Annotated in this window: 13 protein-coding genes and 1 pseudogene; 4 read left to right on the top strand and 10 right to left on the bottom strand. The window is 58.2% G+C overall.

Annotated elements, in window-relative coordinates; all coding sequences use genetic code 11:
• Positions 1-45: 45 nt before the first annotated feature.
• The 3 genes from FHT92_RS28775 to FHT92_RS28785 form a co-directional block, all read right to left on the bottom strand.
• Positions 46-1,356 carry a polysaccharide biosynthesis/export family protein gene (locus FHT92_RS28775; RefSeq protein ID WP_183831567.1) on the bottom strand — a complete coding sequence of 437 codons (1,311 nt, stop codon included), beginning with the start codon at positions 1,354-1,356 and terminating at the stop codon, positions 46-48.
• Positions 1,357-1,640: 284 nt separating this feature from the next.
• Positions 1,641-2,177, bottom strand: a complete 537-nt coding sequence (locus FHT92_RS28780; protein ID WP_183743197.1) for an OmpA family protein — start codon at positions 2,175-2,177, stop codon at positions 1,641-1,643.
• A 13-nt stretch (positions 2,178-2,190) separates the two neighbouring features.
• Complete coding sequence (locus FHT92_RS28785; RefSeq protein WP_183743195.1) at positions 2,191-2,862, bottom strand: L,D-transpeptidase; 672 nt, start codon at positions 2,860-2,862, stop codon at positions 2,191-2,193.
• An 873-nt stretch (positions 2,863-3,735) separates the two neighbouring features.
• Here FHT92_RS28785 and FHT92_RS28790 point away from each other — a divergent pair.
• Positions 3,736-5,460 carry a penicillin-binding protein 2 gene (locus FHT92_RS28790; protein WP_183743193.1) on the top strand — a complete coding sequence of 575 codons (1,725 nt, stop codon included), beginning with the start codon at positions 3,736-3,738 and terminating at the stop codon, positions 5,458-5,460.
• Between the two features lie 103 nt (positions 5,461-5,563).
• On the opposite strand, the gene FHT92_RS28795 is transcribed toward FHT92_RS28790, so the two are convergent.
• The 3 genes from FHT92_RS28795 to FHT92_RS28805 all read right to left on the bottom strand — a co-directional run bounded on the left by FHT92_RS28795 (position 5,564) and on the right by FHT92_RS28805 (position 9,374).
• Positions 5,564-6,310: a histidine phosphatase family protein gene (locus FHT92_RS28795; RefSeq protein WP_183831569.1), complete on the bottom strand. Its 747-nt coding sequence runs from the start codon at positions 6,308-6,310 to the stop codon at positions 5,564-5,566.
• 456 nt (positions 6,311-6,766) lie between these two features.
• Positions 6,767-7,900 carry an ABC transporter ATP-binding protein gene (locus FHT92_RS28800; protein ID WP_183831570.1) on the bottom strand — a complete coding sequence of 378 codons (1,134 nt, stop codon included), beginning with the start codon at positions 7,898-7,900 and terminating at the stop codon, positions 6,767-6,769.
• 271 nt (positions 7,901-8,171) lie between these two features.
• The gene (locus FHT92_RS28805; RefSeq protein ID WP_183743187.1) at positions 8,172-9,374 is read right to left on the bottom strand and encodes an ROK family transcriptional regulator; all 1,203 of its coding nucleotides are present in this window, start codon (positions 9,372-9,374) and stop codon (positions 8,172-8,174) included.
• A 155-nt stretch (positions 9,375-9,529) separates the two neighbouring features.
• On the opposite strand from FHT92_RS28805, the gene FHT92_RS28810 reads away from it, so the two are divergent.
• Together FHT92_RS28810 and FHT92_RS28815 are read left to right on the top strand one after the other, a co-directional pair.
• Positions 9,530-10,501 carry an ROK family protein gene (locus FHT92_RS28810; RefSeq protein ID WP_246735590.1) on the top strand — a complete coding sequence of 324 codons (972 nt, stop codon included), beginning with the start codon at positions 9,530-9,532 and terminating at the stop codon, positions 10,499-10,501.
• Positions 10,502-10,517: 16 nt separating this feature from the next.
• Positions 10,518-12,260, top strand: a complete 1,743-nt coding sequence (locus tag FHT92_RS28815; protein WP_183831574.1) for a GH116 family glycosyl hydrolase — start codon at positions 10,518-10,520, stop codon at positions 12,258-12,260.
• A gap of 96 nt (positions 12,261-12,356) precedes the next feature.
• Here FHT92_RS28815 and FHT92_RS28820 read toward each other — a convergent pair whose 3' ends face one another.
• Genes FHT92_RS28820 through FHT92_RS28830 form a run of 3 tightly spaced genes read right to left on the bottom strand, consistent with a single transcriptional unit; the run spans position 12,357 to position 15,312 of the window.
• Entirely contained in the window at positions 12,357-13,175 is an 819-nt protein-coding gene (locus FHT92_RS28820; protein ID WP_183831576.1) for a carbohydrate ABC transporter permease, read from the bottom strand.
• Complete coding sequence (locus tag FHT92_RS28825; RefSeq protein ID WP_183831578.1) at positions 13,172-14,125, bottom strand: carbohydrate ABC transporter permease; 954 nt, start codon at positions 14,123-14,125, stop codon at positions 13,172-13,174. Before FHT92_RS28825 ends, FHT92_RS28820 begins: the two co-directional genes overlap by 4 nt.
• Entirely contained in the window at positions 14,122-15,312 is a 1,191-nt protein-coding gene (locus tag FHT92_RS28830; protein ID WP_246735591.1) for an ABC transporter substrate-binding protein, read from the bottom strand. Before FHT92_RS28830 ends, FHT92_RS28825 begins: the two co-directional genes overlap by 4 nt.
• 266 nt (positions 15,313-15,578) lie before the next feature.
• On the opposite strand from FHT92_RS28830, the gene FHT92_RS28835 reads away from it, so the two are divergent.
• A complete protein-coding gene (locus tag FHT92_RS28835) occupies positions 15,579-16,886 on the top strand; it encodes a glycoside hydrolase family 28 protein (protein ID WP_183831582.1) in 1,308 nt (435 codons plus the stop codon).
• Positions 16,887-17,011: 125 nt separating this feature from the next.
• On the opposite strand, the pseudogene FHT92_RS28840 reads toward FHT92_RS28835, so the two are convergent.
• A pseudogene (locus tag FHT92_RS28840) lies at positions 17,012-17,937 on the bottom strand (ISNCY family transposase); the annotation flags it as partial.
• Between the last annotated feature and the right edge of the window lie 180 nt (positions 17,938-18,117).

An 18,117-nucleotide genomic window follows, 5' to 3' on the forward strand; every position in this document is an offset into this window, starting at 1 on the left:
CAACCGTCCGCAGAAAGCCTGGCTGCGGAACGTGCGTTTCGCGCCTCACCGGCTCACCTGACTCATATGCGCCTCTGTCTGAACAGGCAGCGCAGCAGCGTCTTCGGAGGGCGTATCCGCAATGCGGTTCTGGGTTACTCTGACCACGTCACCTGGCGCCAGTTCCGTCGTTTCGGAGGCCTGGAATTCTGCAACCTGTCCGTTGTCGCGCCGGCTTACGGTGAAGGTCAGCGGAAGTTCTTCACCGCGTTCATTCACGTTGCCGCTGCTGGCGAGTTCTTCGAGAAGCAGTTGTTGCGTCGTGTCGCGCTTTAATCTCAGTTGATCGAGATTGGCCTTCTCCGACTGTACTTCGGAAGCGACTTCATTCCGGCGCGTGTCGGAAAGTCCCTCGAGATTGCGCGTCGTCTCGTTGATCGCTTGACGCCCTCGCATGATAGCTGTGACAAGATCCAGCTTGTCAGACCGATAGGTGTTGAGCAACCGCTCCAGATCCATCTGGCGCGAGGTGATCGTGAGGCCTTTTTCGACCAGCGTCTTGACGCTGACCAGCTGTTCCTCCACGGACTGGATATTGTCATCCGAGCCTTTCAGCTTCTCCTCAAGCGCATCGATTTCCGCCTTCAGGAGATCGCGCAATTCGACGAGCGCCGTCGACTGCCTTTCCAGCGCACTTGCGCGAGCCTGAAATATGACCCTCTCCTCGTCATAGATACTGGCCGCATATTGCTGGTCGGCGGCGGGCGGCCGCTCGAAGGTTATCTCCTTCGCTCCGGCCATCTCCGCTTGAAGCCGCGCGAGCTTTGCGGAGCTGCGCAGCAGTGAATGCTCTATTTCCCGCAGGTCTCCGGCAAGCGTGATCGTCTGCGATCGCTGCCGTGCCGCCGGCCGCAGCGGGCCGCCGCTCATAGCCAGGGATTGCAGGACGCTGAGGCCAGACCGGAACTTGTATTCCCCCGGCGTGGTTACGTCTCCCACGACGTAAATGGACGGGTAGTCGAGAACGTCGATGGTGACCGCAGGTATCTGGGCCAAACCCATCTTTTCCTGCAGGCGTTTGGCGATTTCCCGGGTGAGGCCGGCATTGTCGAGATTTCCAACGGACAGCGATCCCAGAAAGGGCAGGGAGACTGCGCCCTCATTCGAAATTGTGTATTCGCCGCCGATCGCATCCCATCGCTCAAACTCACCCTTGGATGGCATCCATTGGACAACCGTCAGGCGGATTTTCGTTTGCGGAGCAAAGGGCGTGCCGTCGGCGAGAGCTGGCGACGCAATACCGGTGAGAAGGACGAGTGCACTGGCGGCAAACGTCGCACGAAGGAACATGCGAGGAACGCGGTACGAAAGCTTCATGTACATGTCCAGCCTGCAAAGCATCCTTAAACGGATACAGGTTCAATGTCTTAGACGCTGCGCGCGCGCCGAACGCCGGGTCCGCGGCCGCATTACCAGTGTGCAGCCTGGCGGAGCCTTGAGGAAGATGAAGGCCGGATGCTTGGCTTCATCACTATTGATGAGACGGGGTAGGGGGCTTCAACCCAAATCGAGCGCCGACATTTCCTCGGCTCACGAATGGCCGTTGGATGCGGAGGGGTTAAGCCTCCCACGGGTTGACGTCATAAGCCAGGAAATTGCAATCAGGTTGCATCGCGCTCCGTGCGCAAATTGGCGACGACACGCCTGTTCTGCACTTTGCAGGAACGTTGCGTGCAGTCGCGAACTTCGCGGTCCGCACCGTAACCCTTGGCCCACATGCGTCTGGCGTCGACGCCCTTCGAGACAAGATAGGCCATGACGGCATCGGCGCGCTGCTGCGACAGGGTCTTCATTTTCGACTCCGAACCGGAATCATCGGCAAATCCCTGCAGCTTGATCAGCCAGGCCGGGTTCCTGTTCAGCCAGGCAGCCTGATTGTCCAGCGTTGTCATGGCGACGGTATCGAGCTTGGCGGAATCTTGCGTGAAGTAGATCCGTCGGCCGACACTGAGAATGAAATCCTCTTCGCTGCCAGCCTTGACGTTCTCGAAACCAGGCGCGGGATCATTGGTCTGGCCGGTCAGCGGTGCTGCTGTAGGCTCCTCTACGGAAGCAATATCGGTAGTGGTGCAGGCGGTGAGCGCCAGGAGCATGGCCGAGGCGGCAAGGCGCCTCGCATATGCGGTCAACACAGACATCAGAGTGGTTTCCTCATTCGACCGGGGTGGCCTGGCTGACTTCGGCGGCGGGCGCCTGGTCGGCAATATGCGGCAGAACCTGCACCGCGGTGCCGATTGGACAACGCTGGTAAAGATCGATGGCGTCTTCGTTGAACATCCGGATGCAGCCACTGGAGGCATCCTTGCCGATGCTCCATGGTTCCAAAGTGCCATGGAAGCGATAGCCGGTATCGACGCCGTCACGCAAAAGATACATGGCTCGGGGGCCGAGCGGATTCTTCGGTGAGCCTCCCGCCACGAATTCGGGCAGTTCGGGATGCCGCTTGCGCATCTCCGGCGGCGGCGTCCAGCGCGGCCACAGCGATTTGCTATCGATCGTGGCGCGGCCAAACCATTTGAAACCCTCGCGGCCGACGCCGACGCCGTAGCGAATGGCCGTCTTGTTCTCCATGATCAAATAGAGAAAATGATGCCGTGTATCGACAACAACGGTGCCGATCGGCTCGCTGCTGAAATACTTGACAACTTGACGGTGCCATTGCTTCTCGATCTTGGCGAAATTCGTCGCCCTGAACGTCACGCCATTGTCGACGGCGGTGCCGGCAAAATAGGAAGCCGCCTGGCCAAAAGCCGGCTTTTGTACTGCGCCTGCGCCAAGTAACGCCAATCCACCAAGCAGAATATCCCTGCGGGTCCACACCATCGGCCATATCCCCCTCAAAGCCAAGCAGCGTGGTGCCAGTAAATCAGATTTTTCATCTGCGACAACATAAAACTCCTCCCGTCTCCCAAAAGGTTGAGGTCGAGTTTCTGATGTCCCAGGGAGTGTTGCTCTGATCGTTACTCTGCGAGGACGGCGCTACACCCGCACGCGGCACTACGGCCAGTGACTATGCGCCTATTTTGGAACTCGTACTCGGCAATGATCAAAAACGGGAGCGCAGTCCGCTTCCTGTCTCGCCAAACCGCGTTCCAACCAGATCTTCCCGGGTGCGAATGACTGAGGCCGATAGCGGTCGTCCAAAAAATCAAAGCCGGTTGCGGATCACTACCAAGCCGTCCGTGCGGTGCTGAGCGCGAACGTAAGGGAAGAGGTGACAAGGGCCACGTGAGCCTTGAGCGAAACGGCACAGTTTCCCGGATAGGAGAGGTTGTGCTGGATTAGATGCTTGAGCAACTCCTCAGCATTGCGCTTTTCGGTCAGCGGAAATGTCACAGTCATATGCGTTCCTCCGAGGAGCAAATTCGACCTTTGGAGAGATTTACGCTCGAATTCTTTTGCGCTGCAACAAGAAAATTTTAACTATAAAATTAAAATCGATTAGCTTTCGAGGTGGCCATTTTAAAATCGTTTTAAATTCTGCAGTGGTCGGGCCGGAGCCGCTGCGACAAAATGCACACGGTCCGATAAGATCTTGTTAATCATCCAGGTCGCAGATGGAAGGAAGTTTAAACGTTCTACCAGCGTCGCGAGAATACGTTCCGCCCTGTAGGGCTTTAAATCCGCAGGCCCACGTGAGAGCCGATGCTGATGGCTGGGTTATGCGCTGGTGCGTTCTGTTCGCGGTGTGTGGCAATGTCGATCATTCATAGTATCAGCGTCAGAAGCGGTCGACTGGTAAGGCTCACCTTCGAATCCGCCCCCTTCATGCGGGCCGCTCGTAGGACCGCCGGAACGGCACGTCAGGCGAGAAGCCGCATCGTCACCCTCGCAGGCGTCCTAGGCATCGTCTACGCCGGAATGTTCGGCAAGCTGATCTATTACGGCCTTGCCGCCAACATGACGACATCGAGCATTCCGCCCAATCCGATCATGGCTTCCCGGCCCGACATTCTCGATCGCAATGGCGAACTTCTGGCAACTGATATCCGCACGGTATCGATGTTTGCCGAACCGAGTCATATGGTCGATGTCGATGAAGCAGTTGAGAAGTTGACCCAGCTCTTCCCGGAACTCGACCGGAAGGCACTCTATCAGAAGCTCTCGGACAAGCGTTCGCAATTCACCTGGCTGCGTCGCCAGTTGACGCCGAAGCAGCAAAGCGAGGTTTTGGCTCTTGGCCTTCCTGCCATCGGCTTCCGTCCCGAGGTAAAGCGCTTCTATCCTGGCGGGCGCACGGCGGCCCACATTCTCGGCTATGTCGATATCGATAACAAGGGCATGGCCGGCATGGAGAAATATCTCGATATGCAGGGCCTTTCGGATCTGGAATCGACCGGACTGGCAGTGCGTGAAAACCTGGAGCCGGTGAAGCTGTCGATCGACATCCGCGCGCAGAATGTCGTTCATGACGTCGTCACCGACGCGATCACAACCTACAAGGGCAAGGCTGCTGGCGCCGTTATTCTCGACATCCATACCGGCGAAGTGCTCGCCATGGCGTCCGCTCCCGATTTTGATCCGAACGACCCGCAGGCGACCGGCAGCGAAGGCTGGCTGAACCGCATGTCGAACGGTACCTTCGAAATGGGCTCCACCTTCAAGACTTTCTCGATGGCATTGGCACTCGACAGCGGCACGGTGAAACTCTCCGACAGTTTTGACGCGACCGGGCCGTTGCATTACGGCGGCTTCACCATCCATGACGACCGTGACGTGCCGCGCCGCTGGCTGACAATTCCGGAAATCTTCCGTTATTCCTCCAATATCGGCACGGCAAGGATGATGGATTTGGTCGGCATGGATCGTCAGAAGGACTATCTGACACGCTTTGGCCTCTTAACCAAAATGCAGACCGAGCTGCCGGAGGTGAAAACGCCGACACAGCCGAAGGTTTGGAAGAAGATCAATTCGATCACGATCTCCTTCGGCCACGGCGTCGCAACCACGCCGCTGCAGACAGCCGTCGCCGGTGCCGCTCTGGTCGATGGCGGCGAGCTCATAGAGCCAACCTTCCTGCCGCGCTCGGCCGAAGAGGCGGCGAAAACCGAACAACAGATCGTCAAGAAAAGCACCAGTGATACGATCCGCTATCTCTTCAAGCTGAATGGCGAGCAGGGCTCGGGGCGCACGGCCGACGTGCCGGGCTTCCATGTCGGCGGCAAGACGGGCACGGCAAACAAGGTCGTGAACGGCCATTATTCGCACACTCTCAGTTTCAACGCCTATCTGGCGGCCTTCCCGATCGATGCACCGAAATATGTCGTGCTGTCCTTCATCGACGAACCGCTGACCGGGCAGCATGGGCTTACTTTCGCGACGAATACTGCCGCTCCGATGGTGCATGACATCATCAGTCGCGTTGCACCGATCCTGGGCGTTGAACCCGACTTCGGACAGAACTTGCTGGCCTCGTATTGAGGGTGGCACCAAAAAGCGTGCCGCGCATCAGATGCTGCGCCATAAGTCTTTGTGTTCAGCATATCATTTGTGAAAACCGCTGCGCACTTTTGGGCGATAAGCCTTAGACGCGAGACTTCGGTGTGATCGTCAGTGCCGAACCATGAGCGCAGCGCATTTCCGTCGCAGCGGATGGGTCGCGGTCGTCGGCCTTGTGCAGAAGCGTCGAGCGATAGCCTTCCGCATGCGTGCCGTGGATTAGCGTTACATCGGCATTGCCCGGATTGTCGGAGCGCTCGAACCATTCGACGCTGTGATGTAGGAAAGTCATCTCGAAGGCACGGTTGGTGACGCCGTGGCCGACGATGATCGCAGTGTCGTTGCCACTGCCGATGTCATGCATGACTGTCTGCAGAAACAGCCGCACCCGCTGGGCAACATCTGCACGGCTCTCTCCATCAGGCGGACGGGCATAGAATTTGCCGCTGTTATTGCGAAGCCGCGCCCATTTCTCAAACTCTTCCGGAAATTTCCGCCGCTGCTCGGCCCGGTCGTAAATCTCGGTAAACAGACCAAAATCTTGCTCCCGCAACAGATAATCCTCACGCACATCACCGATCGCGTCTGCAGGCGAGGCCTCGACGATCGCGTCCTTGGTCTGACGCGTTCGCAAATATGGCGAATGCCAGATGGTCGCTTTCGGCGCAACGACAGGCAGCGTTGCCAGATAGGACGCGATGGCTCGCCCGGCTGCCAGCGCTTGTCGATAACCCCATTCCGTCAGCGGAACATTGTGATCGCCGAACTGCCGGTAGGCGCTCTCGGTGATGTTGCCGAGAGATTCGCCGTGTCGAACGAGAAAAATGCGCATAGCTGTCCGTGTCTGCCGAGGAGGAGCGCATCATGAAGGGCGCGAGCTCTGTGTGCAATGGTCGTAGGCCTAGCCGCATCTTTTGCGCAGGTTAAGACAGGTGGTGTCATGCGACCCTGGAATAGCCGATACCATTCCTCGCAGAAATGCTGCAGAGACGATATCTCCAAGGCTGCTTGAGCCCTCGCTCCTTGCGGGGTTGCTCCTGCGGCTTCATGAAATGTGCAGTCCTGGCAGCATCGAGCCGAAAATCGGCGTCGATCTTCGGGTAGTCTGATGCCTTCAAAGAGTTAGAGCGCCCGTGTGTCCGAACGGACACGGCGCTCCAGCGCCCGCCGCGGGGTGCCCTTCCAATGCCGCTCCCCGATGTGACTCCTGCAGGCATCATCGCGCAGACCAGCGTCGTGGGATCAACGGTACACCCGCGCAATCCTCAAGCGAAACGGAATAGAGGCGTTATGCTGGTGTGGCGATCGGAGTGTCGGCTTTCAGTCTCGTGAATGCCGCACCCGAATGCGTGTCGAAAACGTAGACACGATGCGGCTCCACGACAAGTTCGAGAATTGCTCCGTCTGCGATCGCCACATGATCGGGAAGATGGACGACCGCGGCGGTTTCGCAGGATTCGACCGTGCCGTAAACATAGGTTTCCGTTCCGATGCTTTCAGCATAGTCGACCTGAAAACGAACGCGAAAACCGTCGTGAACCCGATCACGCGCCAAACCGAAATGACTGGGACGGATACCGAGTGTGACCGCCTGGCCGACCTTGGCATCCGCAGCCTCCAGCGGCAGGTTGAGCGCACCGAATCCCGGCACCTGCACGGCTATCCCGCCTGGGCCGCAGGAAAGTAACTCGCCTTCGAAGAAATTCATCTGCGGAGAACCGATGAAGCCCGCAACGAACCGGTTCGCCGGAGTTTCGAAAAGCTCCAGGGGCGTGCCAATCTGTTCGACACGGCCGGCATTGAGTACGACGATGCGATCCGCCATCGTCATCGCCTCGATCTGATCGTGGGTGACGTAGATCATGGTCGCTCCCAGCCGCTTGTGGAGGCGGCTGATTTCTCCTCTTGTCTGTACCCGAAGTGCAGCATCGAGGTTGGAGAGCGGTTCGTCGAAAAGAAAGAGCTTCGGGTTTCGAACGATGGCTCGCCCGATCGCAACGCGTTGCCTCTGCCCTCCTGACAACTGCTTGGGACGCCGGTCAAGAAGTGGTTCAATGGCCAGCATCCGGGCTGCTTCCTGCACCCGGGCGTCAATTTCAGTGCGCGTCAACTTGGTATTTTCCAGTCCGAACGACAGGTTTCTCGCAACGGTCATATGCGGGTAGAGGGCGTAGGACTGAAACACCATCGCAATCTCCCGCTCGCCTGGAGCGGCATGCGTTACATCCTTGTCGCCGATAGCAACGCTTCCGCTCGTGACGCTTTCGAGGCCGGCAATCAAGCGCAGAAGGGTCGACTTGCCGCAACCGGATGGGCCGACAAGGACAACAAATTCACCCTCGCTGACATCAAGATCGACGCCGTGGAGAATGGCATGATGACCGAAACTCTTTCGAACATCGTTTAATGTTAAGCCAGCCATTCGCCAGTTCCTTCTAAACCAATTCGAACAAATTTGTCGTCGCGTGGGCCGCAGTTTGGAAGGTATGAATTAGTTCGTCAAGATGACGAACATGAAATTTAGAATCTGACTCGTTTTCACTCCCGACTTTTCGGCTCGAAGTCGCGCTGGGGGAAGGGCCGCGCCCCATCGCTTTCAGGACAGCGTTGTTCAATTGGAGAACTGCTTCACTGGCGCATTCATTTGGAAAGAGCTGTGACAGCAAGACGAGCCTGGTCCCAGACGTTCGGGATCAGCGAGGCGGCGGCGGCAAACGCCGTTGCTCTGGAAGGGCCTGCGGTGAGAAGAGAAGGTTGTGAAGGTGGGTCAAGGCAATTGCAAGCGCCCCGATGAGCGTTGCGCGGCTGCCAAGCGCGCTCGCTTCCACCTTTATATTGCGCCGACTTGCCTTGGCTATGCCTTCGCGAATCCGCTCGACCATCAATGGATGGGAGCCAATGCTACCTCCAAGGACAACGATGGTCGGATCGACGATCGCGTTCACGGACACGATCAGGAGTGCTGCGATATCCGCGACTTTGCGGATGACGTTTGCGGCGATCGGATCTTCCTTTTCTGCAAGCCTCAGAATATCTCGGACGGACGTGTCCTTTATACCGCCCGAGCGGTGATAGAAATCGCTAATTCCCTGCGCTGCGATGGCGCATTCGAGTGCGCCGCGCTCCAAGCTGTCCTCCGCATAGGGATCAGCCCCGAACGGAAGGTAGGAGATCTCGCCGGCTGCCCCACTCGCGCCGCGCATCAACTTGCCGCCTTGAAGTACGCCAAGACCGATACCTGTTCCAAGCGAGATGAAGGCCAGGGTATCGATCTCAACTGCACGTCCCTGCCAGGACTCGCCGATGACGGCTGCGTTGACGTCGTTTTCAAGCACAACCGGACAACCGAGCCTTTCGCGAAGTGTTCTGACAATATCGATGCCGGCAAGATCGACAAGGTTCGGTGCCATTGAGAGCGCGCCGGTCGTCGGTTCGACCACGCCGGGCGTGGCGATGGACGCTACCAGAACATAATCACGCGCCACACCGCTTTCGGCAAGAATCCGCCCAAGCGCCGCTTCTATCTGTTCGAGCTGATGATAGCCGCCGCGATGGTCGGAGGGATATTCGATCTCATTCACAATTCTGCCGACGATATTGCCGAGCACGATCCGCGTTGTCGTGGCACCCATGTCGATGGCGACGGCGTAGCCGGCCGTGCCGTTCACCTCATAGGTAATGGCGCTGCGGCCGATGCGGCCGGTCGTAACGCCTTTTTCGCGAACCCAGCCAGCCTCTTCCAGCGTCCTGATGACCTCGGACATCGTCTGCTTCGAGAGACCGGTGATCTTGGAAAGTTCGGCACGGGACGTGGGACCCGTGTGCAGCAAGACATCCATGACAGCGCGAACCGAAATCTGTCGCAGCATCGGGGGCGCGTTTTCAGTCAATGCCATGGGCCAAATATTCCGGTCGATCTAGGATTTTGCTGTTCGTCTGCTTCTGCTTTTTCCACGAATGCCCGTCAATTTCAAACTGGTTGTTGACAGACCGGAAGGCCGGCAATAATAAATTCGTCAACCTGCCGAACAAATATAGAAAAGAGCTGCGTTTGTCAAATATTTCAACTATCGCGCCAGATCTGCGGCCGGCGGTTGACAATCGTCGCGCGAGCGTTTCGGGTCTCATTGCTGGCGTTGATCTCGGTGGCACCAAGGTGCTCGCCGGCCTATCCGACCTTAACGGCGTACTCTTGGCGAAGATGGAAGAGCCGACCGCCCACGGCGAAGGCGCTCCCGTCCTCAAGCAAATTGTGCGCATGATCTTGACCCTAGCGGAGCGGCATCACGACCGGGGTCCTCTCCTTAGGGCCGTCGTTGGCGTACCGAGCGCCGTTTCGCCCTCTACTGGTCTTGCTTCGCTGTCGCCGAATCTTGCAATCCCTGCGGACCAGCCACTTGCCGGGCTTCTTGAGGCCGGATTGCCCTGCGGCGTGATCGTCGAGAACGACGTCAATCTGGCGGCGTTTGCTGAGGCGACGCTCGGAAGAGCCCGCGATTGCACTTCCGTGGCCTTCATCGCCTTCGGAACTGGGGTGGGCATGGGGCTCGTTATCGACGGCAGGCTTTTTCGCGGTCACCACGGCCGTGCGGGGGAACTTGGTCTTCTGCCGCTCGGCGCAGATCCGCACGATGCCGCGCCGAAAGCAAGGGCCGGCCTCTTTGAGGACCAAGTCGATTCACCGGCCATACGCTCTCTCTATCGAGATGGAACCGTGCCGGTGAGTGAGATCTTTCTGAGGGCGGGTTCAGGAGACCCGGAGGCGTCTGCTGCTATCGCGGCGCTCGCAAAGTCCGCATCGGTCGGCCTGGCGTCCATTCAGGCAGTATTCGATCCGGCATTGATGGTACTTGGAGGCGGCATCGGCTCGCGCCCGGAGTTCATCGAGCTCGTCTCGCAGCATATGTCGTCTCTGCTGCCGTTTGCCGTGCAGATTGAACCGACTTCTCTCGGTCCGGAGGCAGGAATGCGCGGTGCCTTGATGCTTGGTTTGCACGAACTTTCCAGCCAGAAGGCCGCATAAGAACAGGAGCTCGCTCATGACGAAGCCACGCACGAAGCCGCGTGTCCTTAGCCCGCTTGCCGATGGACAACTCGTATCGGAAAAGCCGGTCCTGCTGCCATTCATGGCACCACGCCTGCAGGGTGATTGCTGGCCGGACGGCAAGATCGAAATTTCTGTCTGGGGCTGTGGCAAGATCGCGAACCTGACCTTCAGCGGTTGGCGTGGGCCTTTCACGTATGCCCCGAACCGCGTCGAAACCAGCGGCGGCGGCCTTTATGTGGCTCAGTCGGCACCGGTGCTGTTTTTGAAGGGAGCGAAACTGCAGACACTCGTACCCTCGCGTCGTTGCGCTTGGTGGGGAAGCACCACGAAACGCCAACCGGTAGAGCGGCTGGGTGAACGACGGATTGCCCGAACCGGATGGGGTGTGGTTATTGTCGAGCAAAGACCCGGCGGCATATTCCTCAGCGCTGGCGCGTCGAGCGACGAAGCCACCAAGGGCCTCGACCTCGCTCAAGAGGAGGTAGTGGCCGAAGCTAACGCCTATGTAGCGCGCTGCGATGAAATGCCGGAAGCTTCGCCGCTGATGCGCAGCATGATTTCGCAAAGCCTTCATGCCGCACTTTCGAGCATTCGTCAGAACGAGCATGGCGATTTTGGCGGCCTTGCTGCAGGCCAGGCTTACAGCGCACCGGCACGAACCTATTATCGCGACGGATACTGGACGCTTCAGGCGCTGTTAGCGCGTGAACCCGATGCCGTACGCTCGCAGATCGAGCTGCTGGCGCGCGGCATCCAGCCCGATGGAGAGGCGCCGAGCGGTGTCATCCTGACCGGGCCGGCACAGGCCGAAGAATGGGAGAAGGTTCGCAGATCGCACCCGCAGATCAAAGAGGAGCACCTTCGGCCGGGAGATTGGTGGAGTGACCACTTCGACAGCCCGTTGTTCTTCATCCTGACGATCGGCGACTATGTCCGTACGACCGGGGACAGTTCCCCGCTGACTGTTCATTGGGATAAAGTTATTGCCATCTTTGATCGCTACTGCGACTTGGATAGGGCAGGGAACGGCTTGCCGGTCAAGCCTCGCCATGATCGTGATTGGGCCGACAATGTCTTTCGCCATGGTTACGTTTCCTATGACATCGGCTTATGGATCGGTGCCCTCGACGTGATTGCCGCTTACGGCGGGACGATCGACGAAAATATCGCCGCCAAGGCTGCCGCAACCGCCAAAAAGGCTCGCGCATCGATCGACGACGTCCTTCTCCAGGCCAGCGGAACCTACGCCGACTACGGGGAGAAACACGATTTCGTCGAGGATCATCTGACGCTCGACAGTCTCACCCTGCTTCGATACCGAGCCGTTTCGGCAGAACGTGCAAGAACGGTCCTTGCGAAGGTGGAGGCGTTCCTGGAAACCCGCAACAACGCCAGTCAGCCCTACGGGGACTGGGGTGTCATGTGTGCCTTTCCGCCCTTCAAGCGGCCAAAAGACACCCGCTCGAAGTCCGCCTTCGCATACCGCTACCACAACGGATCGGATTGGCCTTACCTGTCGGGTCTTTATGCCGAACAACGTCTGATCCATGACCTTTCGGGCGCGGAATATCCCTTGCTGCGCTGGTGGGAAACCTGCCTGGAAGAAGGGTGGGTGGGCGCTGTGGAATATTTTGCCCCGCCGTGGGGGCGTGGATCGCTGCTCCAGGGGTGGAGCAGCATGCCGGCGATGGCCGCCCTCGCGCACAAGGACAAGCTGCGCCCGCCGCTTGCCTGAAACGTCCTCAGAACATGGTCGCAATCTTTTACAGACCAGGAAGCAAATGCAAAAGCCGCCCGAGGCGGCTTTTCATTTGACTGGCACCGGCTTTCGCTACTCTTTGGTCGCTCCGGCCATTAGGCCGCTCATCAGCATTCGTTGCAGGGCCGTGAACATGACGAGCACTGGCAGGACGGAGAGAACTGACATCGACAGCAATCTTGGCCAGTTGATGCCAAATCGTCCGACAGTGTTGGCGAGCGCAACCTGCACAGTCCATTTGTCCTGATCAGTGATGACCAGGAATGGCCACAGATAATCGTTCCAACGCCAGACGAGATTGAAAGCCAGAAGCGTGCCGATCGCGGGTATGGATAGCGGCACGATGATCCTCAGCAAGATGCGCCACTCCGGCGTTCCGTCAATCCGGGCTGCCTCCAAAAGGCTGTCGGGAATGTTCGTGATGTATTGCCGCATCAGGAATACGCCTGTCGGAGTTGCGGCTGGAGCGATGATGATGCCCGCAAGCGTATCAAGAAGGTGGAGATCGCGCAGAACCAGAAAGACCGGGATCATGACGATCTGCAACGGCACCATCAACGATGACATGATCAGCAGGAAAAACAGCGTGTCGCCTTTAAACCTGAATTTCGCAAGCGCATAACCTGCCATGACGCTGATGGTGACGGACAGCAGTGCCGATAGCACGGAGACGATTGCCGAATTGCGGAAAAAGACCAGAAATTTTGCCCGCGATACCGTTTCGATGAAATTCTGCAGCGTTACATGGGCCGGAAAAATGGTTGGCGGCCACTGGAATATCTCCTGTTGCGATTTCAGCGACGACAGGAAGAGCCACACCGGCGGCATCAGGAAGATGAAGAGCGCCAAGGCCACGAACGCGAGCCGCCAGGGCGAATAGATCCGTGTCATTTCTCGCTCCTAGACAGGCGCAACTGAACGATCGTCAGCAGCAAGAGAATTGCAAAGAGAACCATCGACTGGGCGGCGGCAACGCCGGCCTGCATCGGCTTTTGAAATGCCGTGTCGTAGATCGTCTGGATCAGGTAGACGGTAGCCTTGCCGGGTCCTCCTCCGGTCAACGACACGACGAGTTCATAAACCTTAAAGGCTTCGATCGACGACAGCACCAGGACTACCGCCATCGTCGGCCTGAGAAGCGGCAATGTGATATGCGTGAACTGGCGCCATCTGGTGGTGCCGTCGATGGACGAGGCTTCGTAGTAGTCCGCCGGGATCGCAGTCAGGCCGGCGATGAAAATCATCATATTAAAGCCGGCTTGGGCCCACACCCATGCGATGATCATCGCAATCTGAGCCATGGTATCTTGTTCGAGCCACGGAACCGGAGCAATTCCCACCAGTGACAGCAGATAATTCACGAGACCGTTGTTCAGGCCGAAAAGCCAGCGCCACGAGACGCCAATGATCAAAAGACTGATCATAGAGGGGAAGAAGACAATCGTGCGGACAATTGCGAAAAATTTCGTCTGCGGCGAAAGAAGCAGTGCCAGCGCCAAGGAGGCGATAATGTTTAGTGGCACCGCGATAACGACGAAGACAACCGTCTTGACGAGAGACGTCTGGAAGTCAGCATTGCTCAAAAGCCCTAAAAAATTATCAAAGCCCACATATTGCGGCAGGGTGCTTGGGACTTGTGGAACCACCACAACGCCCCGCTTGAAGAATGCCATCAGAAGGCCTTGCACCAGCGGATAAAGCGTAAAGGTGACAAGCAATGCGATTGTCGGCAGCATGAGCAGATACGGCCAACTGACATTGAAAAGGCTGTTGCGGCGACCCTTCGGCACCGGGTGGGGACCCAGTGCCGAACTGCCTTGTTGTGTGATCAGTGCCGTCACTTGCTCGCCTCAAGCGAGTCGTCCGCAGCTTTCTTGATCTGCGCGATCGCCTCGGCTGAGGAAATCTGACCGGCGACGGCTTGCGTAACGGCTGACTTCACCGTGCCCCAAACCGACTGCATCTGCGGCCAGGCCTGGTCTGTTGCCGCGTAGGCCGGGCTGGCGTTCAATTCGTTCTGCATTGCAGTGATTGCAGCCGTTGCGGCCGGATTGTCATACTTGACCGGCGGCGCCTTGAGGTTGGCAGGGATCATGCCGAAGGTCTTGGCGTATTGCGCCTGGATCTCCGGGGACGTGATCCATTTTATGAATTCGACGGCTTCCGGCAGGTGCTGGCTTGTGTTGAAGGCAACGATGTAATCGCCGCCGTAGATCGATGAAGCAACCGTCCCGCGTGGCGTCGGTCCGGCTTGCCAAGCGAATTGTGCATTGGTCGCCAGCCCGGCAATCTGCCAGCTCCCGGACATATAGGCCGCTGCCTGACCTGCAGTGAAAAGTTCCTTCGGATTGTCCGAACTTGCGCCGCTCCACAGGCCGGGCGGCATGGCAGCCTTGGTGATTTCGATGAATTTGTCGAGCGTGCTCGTCCAGGCCGCCTCGTCCATCACGACCTTGACGGGCTCCTTCTCGGTGTAGATGTGGTTGCCATATTGATATTCGTGAACGATCCACCGGCTCGCAGAAACGTCCCAGACCAGCGGATAGCGGGTGCCGGATTTCTCTGCTGCCTCCTTGACCTTCGGGATGAACTCTTCCCATGTCCAACCGGTCGCCTGGTCCGGAATGGCAACACCTGCCTTTTTGAAGGCATCGGCGTTCAGGAAGATCCCTGTCGAGGTGACACGCAGGGGGGCGGCAATGACCTTGTCGCCAAGCCTGGCTCCATCGGCCCAGCCCTTGACGAAGTCGTTGATCCATTCCGGTCCGATCTCCTTGCTGAGGTCTGCCAGGAAGGGCCGAATAACCGGCTCCATGGAGGAGGTCAGGGATAGATCCGGCATGATCCCCGAGGCTGCATATTGCTGGAATTTCTGGATCATCCCGTCGTAAGGGGTGATTTCCAGATCGAACGTCGTTTCGGGATGCAGCTTCGTGTACTGATCGAGCAGCGCGCGCGTGTCCGCTTCCTCCTGATCGTTGTCGACATACCACACGAGCTTGAGCTCCGAGGCTGTGGCGAACGACATTGTTATCGCCATAGCGCTGGCGGTCATTAGGATTGTCTTTAGCGTTTTCATAGGGCTCCCTCTCTGGCTTGTCATTCATTTTGACATCCGAAACGAACGGCCTGCAATAGAACTCCCTGAGGCCTTTGTTCGTAACCATGACGAATTAAATACGAGTTTAGCGGCCTGTCAACACAACAGATCCGCTGCGGCGAGATTTAGTTCGTCCTGTTGACGAATAAATGAGCCGCATCTATGAATCCGGTGGAATAGGCGGAGGCATGTGAATGGAAATATTCGTTGAAGCCGTGGAAGGCGTTATCCAGACGGCGCTCGACACGATCGCGTTAGCAGGGGGCGGGACGGTCTTCCTTCGGCCGGGCCGTCACTCGGCGAGTGCGCTCCGACTGAGAAGCGATATCACCTTGCATATCGAAGAAGGCGCAGTCCTGACCTTCGTAGCTGACTATGAGTGCTATTCCGAAAATACGGTCAGCGTATACGCCGAGGCTTCGGATCGCGCCTATATCGTCGCGCAGAACGCCTCGAATATCACCATCACAGGCAAAGGCACGATCGATGGACGCGGCGATGCCTTCCACACTGGCTTCGACGAGGGCGTCGGAACTTTCACTCCGGTAGCCGAACGGCCGCGTGTGATCGTTTTTGAGGATTGCACGAACGTTCGTTTGGAAGGCGTTCATATTGCGGATTCGCCCATGTGGACGATCCACCTCGTGCGCTGCCGCGATATCGTCGCTCGAGGGCTTCGTGTCTCCAATAACCGCCAACTCCCAAATACGGACGGGATCGTTATCGATAGTTGCAGCGACGTCACGATTTCTGAAGTCATCATTCGCACCGCCGATGACGGTGTTTGCCTTAAGACGAGCTTGAGCGACAGAGGAATTGGACGTTGCGAGCGGATCGAGATTTCCGACAGCGTGATCGAGAGCAAAAGCTGTGCCCTCAAGATCGGCACCGAGAGCTTCGGCGACATATCTCAAGTCCGCTTCCTGCGCTGCCGGATCGAGAATTCCAACCGTGGTCTCGGCATCTTTTCGCGCGATGGCGGCAAGATTGAAGATGTCGTCTTCCGCGACATAGAGCTCGATTGCAGCGAGACGCCCGATGGGTTCTGGGGTTCCGGTGAACCGTTCACGATGACCAAGCTCACGCGCCGTCCGGAGCGCCCCGCAGGAGCAATCCGGACTGTGCTCGTCGAGAACGTCTCGGGGCGAAGTCACGGCGCGATCAATCTTTTTGCGGAGGAACCGCGCGGTATCGAAGATGTCGTTCTTCGCGGGATCAATATCAAAATGGACGAAGGGCCGCTTGGCACTGCAAAGCGGTACGACTTGCGGCCGACAAATGCTGATCTCGCACCGCCGAAGGGCGTGTCGGGGCGCGGCAACGCTTGGGTTCGGGGACAGGACGGCAAGATCGTCGGGCTTTTCGACTATCCGGGGGGATTGCCGGGCGTGTTTGCGCAAAATGTGGCAGGTCTTGCGTTGGAAGACGTAAAGATCCGCCGGCCCGAACCGCTGCCCGCAGGATGGAACCAGGTAAACATCGCGTTGATCTCCTGCTTGTAATCTTGCTGGAAGCACCTTGGTGGTTGGACTAAGGCTCTTCTCGTCGGCGGATGGCTACAGGGCGTTGAGCTTCCGAGCGGTCTCGCATCGATGGGAGACGCGTCCGCGTTCGACCGCGCGTCACCGGTCTCCTCCAGCATGATCCGCTGGCGTTCGAACGAAAACGTCAACTGCGATCCGACATAGCGCTGCTCGCGCTTGCACAGGATCTCGCCCAACCGATCCGGCGCCAGGTTCATCGGCCGATGCAAGTCCTCGGACCGGGCAGGGACGATCGCAAAGCGCCCATTGTAGTCCTCCACGAAGCCCGCAAAAAACCATTGCCTGCCTCCATATTGTCGATGCCAGCCAGCCGTAATTCCTTGACCAGCCGATCCTGCAGCGTCCGATTCATCCGCTCGACACGGCCCTTGGCCTGGCTCGAATTTGCACAAAGGATCTCGATGTTTAGCTCGCACAGCGCCCGCCCGAACTGGGTCATGCCCTGGCCACCTTTGGCGTCCTTCTTCGCCACCCGAAACACAGAATGCTTGTCGGAATAAAAGGCAATTGGTGAGCCGTGGCGCTTGAGGTAGAGCGCCAGTGCCTCGAAGTAGGTGAATGCACTTTCGGAACGCACGAAGCGCAGCTGCATCAACCTGCTCGTCGCATCGTCAACGAACACCAGCAGCGAGCAAGGCGGTCCGCGATCCTCGAACCAGCGATGCTCCGACCCATCGATCTGCACCAATTCACCATAAGCCTCGCGTCGCAGCCGCGGCTGATGAAACGTCCGCCGCTGCTTGCGCGACAAGGTTGGTCCGAAATCGGCATAACGCTCGCGAACCAGTGTCATCGCGTAATCGCGCACACCGTCACTGATCCGGTTGTTCGACGGCCGGCCGATCGCCTTGTGCCGGATCGACGCCGCACCGCCAGTGCTGATCCGCTCCAGCAGCCGGCGCACCTGGCGCTCGCTCAGATCAAGCACATGCGCCGCCGACACCATCGTCATCCGGCCGTCGATCACCTTCGACAAAATCTCAATCCGCTGCAGGTGACGCTCGCTCATCGCAATCAGTCCCTCCGCAACCTCCCAGGTCCCCAGAACCCGGGGAGAGTGACATTCTTACTTTGCAGAAACAGGACACTTCAACTTGTCAAAGCTGGTTAGATGCGCGACGTCGCCAGCCAGTTAGAAATGCGACACTCAGCATCTCCGCTGGCGCTGACGGCAGCCCCCGATCCGACC

The sequence above is a fragment of the Rhizobium sp. BK377 genome (assembly GCF_014193935.1).
In the GTDB taxonomy this organism is placed as follows: Bacteria; Pseudomonadota; Alphaproteobacteria; order Rhizobiales; family Rhizobiaceae; genus Rhizobium.